This is a genomic window from Acidisoma sibiricum, from assembly GCF_057837225.1.
In genome coordinates, this window is the sequence record NZ_CM174445.1 from 2,994,956 (window position 1) to 3,006,974 (window position 12,019).

11 protein-coding genes are annotated in these 12,019 nt (G+C 63.6%); 7 read left to right on the forward strand and 4 right to left on the reverse strand.

Annotated elements, in window-relative coordinates:
- Nucleotides 1–8: 8 nt before the first annotated feature.
- The gene (locus tag AC3G7M_RS14315) at nt 9–971 is read left to right on the forward strand and encodes a hypothetical protein (RefSeq protein ID WP_489212782.1); all 963 of its coding nucleotides are present in this window, start codon (nt 9–11) and stop codon (nt 969–971) included.
- 276 nt (nt 972–1,247) lie between these two features.
- Nucleotides 1,248–1,829 (forward strand): hypothetical protein, encoded by a 582-nt coding sequence (locus tag AC3G7M_RS14320; RefSeq protein ID WP_489212783.1) that lies wholly within the window; start codon nt 1,248–1,250, stop codon nt 1,827–1,829.
- Between the two features lie 77 nt (nt 1,830–1,906).
- Here the strand turns inward: AC3G7M_RS14320 and AC3G7M_RS14325 are convergent, their stop codons facing one another.
- The 3 genes from AC3G7M_RS14325 to AC3G7M_RS14335 are packed head-to-tail and all read right to left on the reverse strand — an operon-like array spanning nt 1,907 to nt 5,045.
- A complete protein-coding gene (locus AC3G7M_RS14325) occupies nt 1,907–3,322 on the reverse strand; it encodes a hypothetical protein (RefSeq protein WP_489212784.1) in 1,416 nt (471 codons plus the stop codon).
- Nucleotides 3,323–3,324: 2 nt separating this feature from the next.
- On the reverse strand, nt 3,325–4,329 hold the full coding sequence (locus AC3G7M_RS14330) for a glycosyltransferase family 2 protein (RefSeq protein WP_489212786.1): 1,005 nt from the start codon (nt 4,327–4,329) through the stop codon (nt 3,325–3,327).
- Nucleotides 4,326–5,045: a class I SAM-dependent methyltransferase gene (locus AC3G7M_RS14335; RefSeq protein WP_489212788.1), complete on the reverse strand. Its 720-nt coding sequence runs from the start codon at nt 5,043–5,045 to the stop codon at nt 4,326–4,328. The genes AC3G7M_RS14330 and AC3G7M_RS14335 overlap by 4 nt, the downstream gene beginning before the upstream one ends.
- 298 nt (nt 5,046–5,343) lie before the next feature.
- Between AC3G7M_RS14335 and dgoD the strand changes: the two genes are divergently transcribed.
- The gene (gene dgoD / locus AC3G7M_RS14340) at nt 5,344–6,495 is read left to right on the forward strand and encodes a galactonate dehydratase (protein ID WP_489212790.1); all 1,152 of its coding nucleotides are present in this window, start codon (nt 5,344–5,346) and stop codon (nt 6,493–6,495) included.
- 36 nt (nt 6,496–6,531) lie between these two features.
- Here the strand turns inward: dgoD and AC3G7M_RS14345 are convergent, their stop codons facing one another.
- Nucleotides 6,532–7,122: a tyrosine phosphatase family protein gene (locus AC3G7M_RS14345; protein WP_489212791.1), complete on the reverse strand. Its 591-nt coding sequence runs from the start codon at nt 7,120–7,122 to the stop codon at nt 6,532–6,534.
- 187 nt (nt 7,123–7,309) lie between these two features.
- On the opposite strand from AC3G7M_RS14345, the gene AC3G7M_RS14350 reads away from it, so the two are divergent.
- From AC3G7M_RS14350 to AC3G7M_RS14365, 4 genes are all read left to right on the forward strand, one after another.
- Nucleotides 7,310–8,422 (forward strand): ABC transporter substrate-binding protein, encoded by a 1,113-nt coding sequence (locus tag AC3G7M_RS14350; RefSeq protein WP_489212792.1) that lies wholly within the window; start codon nt 7,310–7,312, stop codon nt 8,420–8,422.
- Between the two features lie 31 nt (nt 8,423–8,453).
- The gene (locus tag AC3G7M_RS14355) at nt 8,454–9,056 is read left to right on the forward strand and encodes a GNAT family N-acetyltransferase (protein ID WP_489212793.1); all 603 of its coding nucleotides are present in this window, start codon (nt 8,454–8,456) and stop codon (nt 9,054–9,056) included.
- A 377-nt stretch (nt 9,057–9,433) separates the two neighbouring features.
- Nucleotides 9,434–11,158, forward strand: coding sequence for a family 4 glycosyl hydrolase (locus tag AC3G7M_RS14360; protein ID WP_489212794.1), 1,725 nt, complete (start codon nt 9,434–9,436; stop codon nt 11,156–11,158).
- Nucleotides 11,159–11,240: 82 nt separating this feature from the next.
- On the forward strand, nt 11,241–11,939 hold the full coding sequence (locus AC3G7M_RS14365) for a trypsin-like serine peptidase (RefSeq protein ID WP_489212796.1): 699 nt from the start codon (nt 11,241–11,243) through the stop codon (nt 11,937–11,939).
- The last annotated feature ends 80 nt before the right edge of the window (nt 11,940–12,019 follow it).

Here is a 12,019-nt window from a genome sequence, read left to right on the forward strand (position 1 = left end):
TGAGTTTCATGGCGACGCCCCCCGCGCCTGATTGGCCAACGTCGAAGGGAAGTAAAACATTTGGAAGAAAATTACTCAGATATTTCTGGCAGCCGTTAGTTCCCTTCGGTACAATTGGCGCCCCGCTTAGCGTCTTTCCAACCAAAAGATTGAAGAAAGAGGAAGAGGAGCACTGCGTCAAGTTCTGCCAGGCGATCTTCGACGCGGCGGAGCAGCGGCGGGGCCAGCTGGAGCAGAAGGCGCAGTGGACATTCACAGCCATCGGGCTCATCACGCCGTCGCTCGCGTCCATTTTCGTCTTTGTCCTACACGGTCAGGCATTCACACGGGTCGAGCGTACTATTCCGATCATCCTCCTGGCACTCTCGGCAACCCTCATGTTGTTAAGCTATGTGTCTGCCGCCAGAGCCTTGTGGGTCCGGGAGAGGGAGGCCCTCCATCTTGGTGCGGTCATCAACCTCACGTCTGGGGAGTTCAAACCCTACAATGCTGCGGAACGGGCGCGCGGTTTTCTGTACTGCGCCTCGATGAATACCGCCTACAACGACCATGTGGCGCAATTTGTTCGGGGAGCGCAGGTTCTCGCAGCCCTCGCAATCATTCTGTTCTCGTTCGGTGCGGTTTCGACAACGTTTCGGTCCGGACGAACTACAGAGGCTTTAGTAAGGGTGGATGTTACCCGCTTTCCGCAATTGGACGGGTTGGGCCTCGCCCCTTTACGCGACGCTCTTACCTCCCTCACGCGGGCTATCGGCGCGGAGCAAAAGGCAGATGCCGATGCCACGGCGATCAAAGGCCTGATCTCCCGTGTGGATGCTCTGGAGGCTGCACAGTTAGAACCGAAAGCAGCGCCGGCTTCTGCGGCAAATATTCACCAGCCGCGCAAGCCGGAACACCGAAAGGTGCCGAAGAAGGGAGCATGGTCTGGATTACCCGCGTCGAGCAGTAGTGACGCTTGCACCTCACGATAGTTATCTAGTCACCTCGTTAGTACTCGGCTAGGAAGCGCTACTTCTGCGCAGCTCAAAATCTATGGAAGAAGGTCCACTTTCGCGTCCAAAACAGTCCTTCCGCTCCCAGCCGTACCAGACATTGGCGGTGCCCCCCACAATGTCTTGGTTGGGTCGAAACCGGCCTCTCGATTGCCCTCCCGCCATGCGCCACCTTCGGCCCCGCCATCCCGCCCCGCTCTTCGCCGGGTCGCCCCCTCGGGCTAGGAATGATCGGACCATAAGCAGTCCCGATCCGTGCAGCCTCTGATCATCGACCGTATCGAGACCTTCGCCGTGCCGCCGCGCTGGCTCTTTGTCCGCGTCGAAACCCGCGACGGCGCCATCGGCCGGGGTGAGGCGAGCCTGGAAGGCCATGGCGAAGCGGTTGAAGGCGTCTTCGCCTCTTTCCGCGACCGCTTCATCGGCCGTGACGCCGCCGATATCGAGGATATCTGGCAGGTCGCCTATCGCGGCGGCTTCTATCGCGGCGGCCCAGCGTTGATGAGCGCGCTTTCGGGGCTCGATCAGGCACTTTGGGATCTCAAAGGCCGCGCGCTGGGCGTTCCGGTCTGGCAGCTCCTCGGCGGTAAAGTCCGTGACAAAGCAGAATGCTATGCCTGGATCGGCGGCGATAATCCGATGGCGCGCCGCCTGGCCGAACGGCTGGAGGAAATCGAGCCGCTGTTCATCGAGGAGCCGCTGCTCTCCGAGAATATCGGTGGCGCCTCCGTCGCACTGAGCGCGGAGGATTTGCGCGATATCGAGACTGCCCTGGCCAAGATCACGGTGCAGGGCGACCGCTATCCGGCGCATCTCCAGGCGCGGGTCGGGCGCTGAGGCGCGCCAACGACCGACCCGCAGGCTCAATAGCGGCGTGATGGCCGGTATTGCACCTGCGACTCAGCAGCCTGCCTCTAGTGTCTCGTCAGCTGCATATAAAGAAAGGGCCGCGTCGGAAAGCGCATGACGGTACCGGGCCGCGCTTGCTCGAAGGCGCGGGCTTCCTGCGGAAAGCCCAGTGGTGGCAGCGGCTGCAACAGGAAATCCCCGGGCACGGCAAAGAGCAGCACCGTCGCAAGTCCGACGCGCCCGAGACTGCGCAGCCCTAGAGAACGGTCGCCCGCCAGAGCGACCAGGACTGCGATCCAGGCGAGAATTGGATGAAAGGAATAGCGGCTGGTCAGCGAGGTGGCGATTTCGTGCCACAGGGGCTCCCGATTGGCCGGCAGGCCGTCGATCAGGGTCGCCACGCATTCGAGCGCGACGAAGAGCAGGAAGGCCGGCAAAACCGGCCGGCTCCGGCGGCAGGCCAAAACCGCCAGGGTGAAGGCCGCGAGCAGGATCAGCGTCGACAGGCCAAGCGCTGCCGCATTGTCTCCATAGAGCCAGCCAAAGCCCGGCCCCCAGCCGTTGCGCAACAGGCTGTGCCAGCCAATGGTGCCGACCAGAATCGTGTTGAGAATGATCGATTCGAAATCACGCAGGCTTACGCCGAGGCCTGGGCCGCCGGGATTGCGCGTTGCGCCATGCAGCAGGATCAGACTCAGCTGGATCAAAGCCGCAGCGCTGATCATGCAGGCCCGCCAGAAAGACCAGCGGTTACGGTGGCCGAACCACCACAGCCAGCCGACCGGCGCCAGAAAGACAGCGAAGGGACCGCTTAACCCACTCAGAGCAAGGATGGCAGTATCGAACAACCGCCCTGCCTTGCTGGTCGGCACCGTTGCGGTCAGCACAAGCAGCGCCAAAAGTGCCAGATGCCACTGGGCATTGGTCAGATTGACATAGACCTCGGTCATCCCGGGGACGACGACGAGCAGGATCGCGAGCAGGAAACGGACCCAGCCGGATGGGATGGCCTCGGCCATGCGCCATGACATCAGGAAAGCGCCGGGCGCGGCCTGCACGATAAGCGCCGCAAGGGCAAAGATCGTCGGTGCGGCATAGAGCGGAAACGGCTGCGCTAGCAGCGCCACGAGCATCGAAATCGTCTGCAGATACCCGGTATGGTCGATGAGCAGGCAGCGCCAGCCATGGATGTAGCAGCTTGGGTACCAAACCCAGCCATCTTCGCCCCAGAAGCTCGCTCGCGTCAGCACGGTCGGGCAGCGCAGCAATACCAGCCCTATCAGCCCGGCCAGCGCCGCCAGCACACGGACGGCCGATAGGCCGCAGACGTAGCTGAGACGGTGATGAAGCCGGGTAAGCGTCGCCCTGGTGCGCGCATCGCATTCAAACGAGAACCGAATCCAACGACCGCGTGGAAAGGCAATCCGCCGTGTCGCGGTCGTCGTCGTCGTCACGCGGTCTGGCACAGCATTGGCCTCCACACTCAAACCACCTGTGTCCGGCGCCTGCGGAAACGGGGGTCGCGCCGGAGCAGGTAAAACAGGATCGAAAAAAGCTTCGGATGCTCCATCAGCCGCAAGATCAGTGCCTGACGGAAGCGTCGGCGCAAACCTGGTTTCGACAGGGCCGAGTATCGGCGCACGACATCCAGCGCCAAGGCACAAAGCTCATAGCGGCCACGGGCCATGTGGCGCACATATTCCGACTGGCCCGCCCTGAAAAACCGTGGTGCGATGAGGTCCCGCACCCAGAAGCGCGACAAGTCGCGATCGTCTGGAAATGCCTCCATGAGCTTTGCCGCGTAAATGTCGCGACTTTTCCACATCCGGTCACTGAAGGCGCTGCTCGATGTGTGGCGGCGGTAGCGCACCAGGCTCTCAGGAAGGAAGACATTCCCCCAGCCGGCCCGGAACAGCCTGAGGAAGAGATCATCATCCTCATAGCCGGCCAGGCGCTCATCGAACCCGCCGACCGCCCTGAAGGCATCCGCCCGCACCACCGCAGCGCTGGGGAAAATGTACATGTCATCGGCGAGAAGATTGTAGAGACTGCGTTTGGGATGCTCCGCTTCAGGATTGAGCACCCGCAGCAATTGGCGATGGACGAGCTGCGCGTCGTGATCCATCTCGTCGATATCGCTGTAAGACCAGCCAAGATCGGGATCGCTGTCAAAAGGGGCTGCCAGACGCTCAAGATGGCGGCGATGCCAGATATCGTCATGATCGAGGAAGGCGAGAAGCTGGCCCTTCGCCTGTGCGGCCGCAATGTTGCGCGCGCGCGACTGGCCGCCATTGGCGACCCGCAGGACATGCTTGGGAAATGGCGTCTCGATTGTCTCTGCAAAATCCGCCGATCCATCCGAGGAGCCGTCATCGACGATGATAATCTCGTCAGGCTGCAGACTTTGGATGACGGCACTACCGATCGAATCCTCGAGATAGGCGCGGCCATTGTAAACCGGCATGATGATCGAAACGCTCAGGCTCACATCTGCCTCCAGCCGACGAGCGCGCAGCACCCCGGCGTGCCGTAAAGGGCAAGGTCGGGTCTATCCTGCAGCATGCGGCACACGGCGTCATAGACGCCATATTCCCCGGTTTCATTCAGGGTGTCGTTGAAGTCATGGAAAAGCATGAAACCGCGCGGCGCGAGCAGATCAGGCAGAAGCGCGCAGGCCTGGCGCGACGCTTCGGCGCCATGATCGTGATCGATGAAAATGGCAGAGAACCGCTCGCCTCGCATTGCCGCCTGCTGCAAGAGGGCGGTTCCGTCGCCGCCGCGCATCTCATGCCAGCGATGCAGACCGAGCCTGCGCAAAGCCTGACCGGTCAGGCGCTGGAACGCCGGATCGATTTCGATCGACACAACCTTGCCATGGCCGCGCGCCTTCACCGCCAGGCACAGGATGGTGGCCGACAGGCCCCAGGCGCTGCCGACCTCAAGCACAGTCCCCGCCGTGTAACGGGCAATATCGTAGAGCGTCAGGGCGTCGGCCGGCCGCAGGAACCCTTTGGGTTCGGTCTGCACCAGATCACCGACGACAGGCCACTGCGCGATCAGACGGTGCCCGGCGCTCTCGGGCACCGCGAAGACAGGGCGATACGGCCCTGTTGCGGCCAGCAAGGGCGCCAAATCGGGAACGCTGCCTGGTTGCAGCGCCAGCGGCGCCGTGGCAGCGGACCGTCCGAACACTCGCCTCAGCATTAAAAGACCGCGCCTTTCCCTCAGATCATCCTCGCTTGCGATGCGAGTTTATTTACAGCTGCAGAATGTCTCACTCTCATGCAATGATTGATGATGCAAGGCCGTTATTTTATTTTGCCCTGGCAATTCTCCTCTTTTAACGCCGGCCCGTCCCCGTCCCGGCCGTATTGCCGCTCAGCCGCGGTCGACCCGCAGCCGGCAACCTATGCCGGCGATAAGGCCAAGCCATCCAAGATGACCATTTGGCTGGGATCGTCGCTCACGCTAGGAATGGTCGGACCATATGGAGTGCCGATCCGTGCAGCCCCTGATCATCGACCGTATCGAGACCTTCGCCGTGCCGCCGCGCTGGCTGTTTGTCCGCGTGGAAACGCGCGACGGCGCCGTCGGCTGGGGTGAGGCGAGCCTGGAAGGCCATGGCGAAGCGGTCGAAGGCGTCTTCGCCTCCTTCCGCGACCGCTTCATCGGCTGCGACGCCGCCAATATCGAGGATATCTGGCAGGTTGCCTATCGCGGCGGCTTCTATCGCGGCGGTCCGGTGCTGATGAGCGCTCTATCCGGTCTCGATCAGGCCCTCTGGGATCTCAAGGGCCGCGCGCTGGGCGTTCCGGTCTGGCAGCTCCTGGGTGGCAAGGTCCGTGACAAGGTGGAATGCTACGCCTGGATTGGCGGTGACCGGCCCGATGAAGTCAGGGAAGCCGCCCGCGCCCGCAAGGCGCAGGGTTTTCGCGCGCTGAAGATGAACGCGACCTCGGAACTCAACTGGCTCGCCTCGCCCCGCGATCTCGATGCCGTGGTCGAGCGCGCCGCCGCGGTCAAGGCGGAAGGATTGGATATCGGCCTCGACTTCCATGGCCGCGTGCATAAGCCGATGGCCCGCCGCCTGTCCGAACGGCTGGAGGAGATCGAGCCGCTGTTCATCGAGGAGCCGCTGCTCTCCGAGAATATCGAGGGGCTGGAGCAGCTGTCGCGGATGACGACGATTCCGATCGCTCTGGGCGAGCGTCTGTTCACCCGCTGGGACTTCAAGCCCTTCCTGGAACGCGGCATCGTCGACATCATCCAGCCCGACCTGTCCCATGCCGGCGGCATTTCCGAGGTGCGCCGCATCGCGGCCCAGGCGGAAGCCTATGACGTGGCCCTCGCCCCCCATTGCCCGCTGGGACCGATCGCCTTTGCCGCCTGCCTGCAGGTGGCGGTCTCCACGCCCAATTTCGTCATTGAGGAGATGTCCCTCGGCATCCATTACAATACCGGGGGCTTCGATCTGCTGACCTATCTCACCGACACGTCCGTCTTTGCGCTGGAGGGTGGTTTCGTGCAGGCGCCGACCGGCCCCGGTCTCGGTATCGACGTCGACGAAGCGCTGATCCGCGAACTGGCGCGGGACTTCAAGGGCTGGCGCAATCCGATCTTCCGCCTGCCCGACGGCAATTTCGCCGAATGGTAAACCCGGCCTGAGCACCCCCGCCGAGACGGGGCGCTGTCACGCTTGCAAGGGGTCGCGCAACCCGGCCCCGGCCACTTCTCGTCCTCGTCCATCCTTCGCCATGAATTCCGCCAGGTGCGGGCGCTTTTCGATCTGCAGGTGGTACAAGGCGAAGCTCGCCTCGACCAGACTGCCCTGACGGCCCAGAACCTGGTCGCCCAGCTCCATCAGGCGAAGATTGGGCCAGGCCTTTTCCCGGATGCTGTGAACCAGCGTCAGGATGTCCACAGCCGAGCGGTCAGGCATGGCCTGGGCCAGGATCAGCGCCATGGACGCGGTGGAGCGGGATATGCCGGCATGGCAATGGACCAGAAGCGTGGCCGGTGACGGCTCGGCCTGCAGCTGTCGCCCGAAGCCGAGGATCGCGGCGACATCCGCCGCATCCGGCAAGACCATCCCCGGCGTCGGGTCGATGATGTCATGAAAGCGCCGCTCCAGCCGGGCATGTTCGCCATATTGGCCGAAAGCCTCAGGCTCGGGATAATCGGGATCGAGGATCGAGAGCACATGGGTCGCGCCCAAAGCCGCGTGATCGCCCAGTTCCGCGATGCCGCAGAGGGTAATGCCAAAAGAAGGGTTTCCAGTCATCGCCAAGCGTCTCTATCCGGTCTCTATGGCCGAAGCATGGGGCGATTTCGCGTCGGGCGCCAGAGCAGCGGCGGTCAGCCGCCATCACGGCATCGAGACGACTCACGCCCGACGCATAACCATCACCGAGCCGTCATCATCTTAGGGTCATAAGTCCGCCCTCATCTCTGACGGACGGACCGACCTCATGGCGATATCCCGGCGCAACCTGTTCGGCGCAAGCGCCTCTTTCCTTGCTCTGGCTGCCGGTGCCGTGCCGTTCTCAGATCGTGCCCGGGCGGCGGCAAGCCCGATCTCTCCCGCACTGATCGCTGCCGCCCGGCGCGAAGGCGCGCTCAACCTTGTCGCCCTGTCTCATAACTGGGCATTCGAGCCGCTGATGAAGACCTTTTCGGCGCGCTACGGCATCGCCATCGACGACAGCAATTCCGAGGGCAGTTCGGCCGAAGAGCTGCAGGCCGTGCGCAGCCTGCGCGGGGCCGCACGCGCACCGGACTGCATGGATCTGTCGCCGACCTTTGCCGTGCTCGGCACGCAGCAAAAACTGCTGGCGCCCTATAAGGTATCGACCTGGCATGACATTCCGGCCGATGCGCGCGACCCCGCGGGCCATTGGGTGGGCGATTATTTCGGTATCATGTCTTTCGCCGTCAACCGCAAGGTCGTCGCCCGCGTCCCGCGCACATGGCGCGACCTGCTGAAGCCCGAGTATCGCGGCATGGTGGCGATGGACGGCAGCCCGCTCGGCTCGGGGGACGCGTTTGCGGCCGTGATGGCCGCGAACCTGGCCGCCGGCGGCAGCGTCAAGACCATCGCACCCGGCGTCGATTTCTTCGCCCGCCTGGCCCGCGCCGGCAATCTGAACCCCATCGCGGTGACCGAGCCCTCGCTCGTCAGCGGTCAGACGCCCATCGTGCTGCGCTGGGACTATCTCAATCTCACCTCGCGCGACAATGCCGCCCAAATGGCGCCGATCGAGGTGGTGGTGCCGGAAGACGCCGCGCCCTTCGGCGCCTTCTATGCCCAGGCCATCAGCGCCTTCGCGCCGCATCCGCAGGCAGCCCGGCTGTGGCAGGAATTCCTGTACAGTGACGAGGGGCAGTTGGGTTTCCTGGCGCAATACGCCCATCCGATTCGCTTCAATGCCCTGCTGGCGGCCGGCAGCATTCCGCCGGCGATGCTGGCGAAACTGCCCTCGCCGGACGCCTATAAGGCCGTGCAATTCGCCAGCCTCGCGCAGACCAATGCCGCCAAGAAAGCCCTGTCGGACATCTGGACGCGCGACGTCAAGGTCGGTTGATCCCAGGATCAGGCCAGGGCAAGACAGGGTAATGACGGAGTCAGCACCCGGTCCCTGGCCAGAACTGCGCACGCAGCGCCTGCACCTCCGCTTCTGGCGGGACAGCGATCACGATGCCTTCGCGGCGCAGAATGCCGACGCCGAGACGATGCGCTATCTCGGCGGTCCAATGACGCGCGCCGCGAGCGACGCCTACATTCTGCGCACGCAGGCGCACTGGGCCGAGGACGGCTTCGGCAAATGGGCCGTGGAACTGGCCGAGACCGGTGAATTCGTCGGTGCGCTCGGCCTGCAGCGGGTGCGTTTTGACGCGGCCTTCACCCCGGCGGTCGAGATCGCCTGGCGCATGACGCGCCGTTTCTGGGGCCGCGGCTATGCGAGCGAGGCCGCCCGCGCCGCCGTTTATTTTGGTTTCGCAACACTCAAGCTTGATGAAATCGTGGCCCAGACCGTGCCGGACAATCGGGCCTCCCGCACGGTGATGGAGCGACTGGGCATGGCCTATGCCGGCAGTTTTGACCATCCGCTGCTGCCCCCGGACAGCCCCTTGCAGCTTCATGTCTTATATCGGCTCAGTGCCGCGTCTTTCCGTCAGACGATCGGTCAAGCGATCCCGCAGGCCCTGCGTCAATAAATAGACTTAGTCAGGAAGAGATAGCAGCGCCACGCGCTGCCATTCCGCTCGGACAAACGCGAGCGGCTCTGTACGCCCCAGACCCCATAATTGTGATCACAATCCCTCGTGCCACAGGCACGGTCTGATGCATCCGTACCCGCGTTGATGGCGTAATCTCAACGTCATGGCAGCGCCGTTCCCTGTGCATTTTTTTCTAGTCAACACCCATTTGGGTCTGTTTTATTTATTTATCCTTGACCGCGCGATCGGGCTGGCTTAGTAGACGAGTCAGATTTCACGTTTGTGTGATCCTCAATCCCTCAAAACCCCTGCGTGTCTTTCTCCTACGGAGAGAACGGCGGCGGTGGTTCGCTTCTTCCAGTAGAGAGCGTGAAATGCCCTTCCGTCTCAGGACACCAATTCCGTCTCCGGTTGCGGCGCATCACGTTGAGATCAAAAGCTGCATTGACGGTTTTACGTTCCCCGCAACACTCACAGGCTGGGCGTATTGGACGCTGGGACATGATCGGGAACCCGGCATCATCATCGAAGCTCTGCGCGGCAACGAAGTCATCGCGCGGGCAGAGCCAGATAAACTGCGGCCGGACATCGCATCTGATAGCGCAATCAAGGTCGGCTTCTCGATCGATTGCGCGGGCATGGCCAGCATGGAGGATCTTCTCTCCGGGCGGGTTCGGATAAGAGCCACCACGCCGCGCGGTTTTGAAGCGACCGTGCCCATTTGGCATAGCACCCGCGTCGCCGTGGCGCAGGAGCTGCAGCTCCGCCCGTGGCGTGCCGAGGCGATGGATCTGACGCCCGAATTCCTGCGGGCCCTGGCACTCAACCCGAAGCCGAGCGCCGAGGCGGGACTGGCCCGTCGCGAGGCCAAACTATGGTTCGCCGGCTACCGCTCTGCCATGCGACGGCCGAAAATCGTCTTCGTCTGCCCGAGCGGTCCAGATTTCAGCCAGTTGCTGGAAGCCATTCTGGGGCATGCCGCCCTTAACCAAAGCCGGATCTACCTTTTTGACGATGACAGCGGCCGGCTACGGTCCAGCCAGGTCGCGGCCCAGCAAATAGCCACGCGACTGGGCAATGGCCGGCCGGTCTCCGCGACCGGCGATTACGACCAGGCCTTCACGGGCGCGGATTACGTCGTGACCATGGGCGTGCCGGGCCTGCCGAATGCCAGCCGTCTGGTCGATGCGGTCACGCGCCGGCTAACACGGATCAAGCTCGGCACGTCGTTGCGCGACATTCAAACCATCCTGAACGCCCAGCGCATCATCCCCGCGCTGCTTATGCTGGCCAGCCGGCTGGACGACCTCTGCCCCAAGGCCCTGCATCTGAACTATGTGGAGCCCTTGTCGGCGACCACCTGGGCACTGGCCCGGCATTCCAAGATGCCCGTCATCGGCATGAGCACCGGTGTGTCGGAAAAGGCCGAGGACATCGCGCACGATCTCTCTGTCCCGCTCAACCGGCTGCGCTATCTGGCTGGCGGCATCGACAAAATGTCCTATTTCCTGCGTCTGGAGGAGGATGGTTTTGATCTCTATCCACGCCTGCATGCGCTGATGGCCGATCCGCGCCTGGCACCCGCGACACGGCATAATTATGAGGGTCTGGACTGGCTGCGCTATGCCGCCTCCGCGCCTCACCTGCCGCGCAGCAGAGAGCGCCGGCCCGGCACCGCGTCGGAGGACAGATATTCGCAATCGGTTCCCCATGGCGCCGCCCTGATGGCCGCGACGGAAACAGGCTCGCTCTGCGTGATTTACGGCCTCTTCGCCAATAAGGGACTGATTCCCAACCTGCCCGAGCATTGCGCCGTGGAAGTGCCCTGCCTGGTCGATTCCAACGGGCTGCAGCCGGTGCCGGTCGGCCCGCTGCCACCGCAGTTGGCCGCGATGATGTACCCCCATATCGGGGTTCAGGGGCTGACGGTCGAGTCCGCGCTGTCCGGCAAGAAGGACCATCTCTACCAGGCCATGATGCTGACGCCGCGCTCTGACCTCCGCCGCAACCCGATCGAGCTGAACCGTGCCGTCGATCGCATCTGGCAGGCCGGCCGGCAGATCGCCCTGCCGCCCGGCAATCCGACCAGTCCGGCGTGACGCACGGCCCTCGGCGCAGAAGGCATGCGACGTGATGGGACCGGGGGGTGAGCCAGACCCCGGCTTGCGCTAAATAGAGATCATGATCCTTCGCTCGCTTCTGCGCCTGACCGCCGCATGTCTGCTGACTGGCACCCTGACGCCGCCGCCCGCCCAGGCTCAGCCGGTGGCCGCCGACCTCTCGGCCGCGCCATGGCACGCGCTCGGGCGCGTGCAGACCGAGCTTGGCACCCGCTGCACCGGTTTCCTGATCGCCCCGAGCCTGGTGATGACGGCCGCCCACTGCCTGTTCCGGCCCGAAACCGGCCATTACGTGCAGCCGAGTTCGGTGCATTTCCTGTGGCGCTACGACCGCGGCACCTATGCCGACCATGCCCGCGCCGTCAGCTTCGTGGTCTCGCCCGGCTATGACCCACAGCAGGAGCTGCGGACGCTCGGGCTCGACCGCGCCTTTCTGACGCTCGACCATCCGATCGGCACCACGGCCGACAGCGTGCGTTTCGCGCCGGCCCTGCCGCCGCTCGGCGCGACGCTCTATCTGGGCGGCTACAACCGCGATCATGACGAAATTTTGCAAGTGGATCGCTGCCGCCTGCTTGGCTTCCGCGTCGATCACGGCGGCCATCGCCTGCTACTGGATGATTGCCGCGGAGAGCCCGGGACCAGTGGCGCCGCGCTGTTCACCCAAGACGGCAACGGCAGCTGGAGCGTGGTCGGCCTGTCGGTCGCGAGCACAGGGCGGAAGCATATCAAGGGGCTTGCCGAGCCATTGGCGCCATAGTTTTTCGTCCTTGCCGGCCTCCGTCGTCTTCGTTCAAATCACCGGGCACCTGCGTTCTGGCTGCCGCGCCACGGTCGGCG